This is a genomic window from Streptomyces sp. Act143, from assembly GCF_003143935.1.
In the GTDB taxonomy this organism is placed as follows: Bacteria; Actinomycetota; Actinomycetes; order Streptomycetales; family Streptomycetaceae; genus Streptomyces.
The window spans coordinates 1-473 of sequence record NZ_QFRX01000008.1; the positions used below are offsets into that span (position 1 = coordinate 1).

At 69.6% G+C, this 473-nt stretch carries 1 pseudogene; it reads left to right on the top strand.

Annotated elements, in window-relative coordinates:
• A pseudogene (locus DI272_RS45850) lies at positions 1–473 on the top strand (S-adenosylmethionine synthetase N-terminal domain-containing protein); the annotation flags it as partial.

Genomic DNA, 473 nt, shown 5'->3' on the forward strand with positions numbered 1-473 from the left:
GAGGTCACCACCACCGCCTACGCCCCGATCGCGCAGCTGGTGCGTGAGGCGATCCTCGACATCGGCTACGACTCCTCCGCCAAGGGCTTCGACGGCGCCTCGTGCGGGGTGTCGGTGTCGATCGGGGCGCAGTCGCCCGACATCGCCCAGGGCGTCGACACCGCGTATGAGTCGCGGGTGGAGGGCGACGACGACGTCCTGGACCGGCAGGGGGCCGGCGATCAGGGGCTGATGTTCGGCTATGCCTCGGATGAGACGCCGAGTCTGATGCCGCTGCCGATCGAGCTGGCCCACCGGCTGTCGTTCCGGCTGACGCAGGTCCGCAAGGACGGCACGGTTCCTTATCTGCGGCCGGACGGCAAGACGCAGGTGACCATCGAGTACGACGGTGACCGGCCGGTGCGGCTGGACACCGTGGTGGTCTCCTCCCAGCACGCCGCCGACATCGACCTCGATGCCCTGCTCACCCCCGA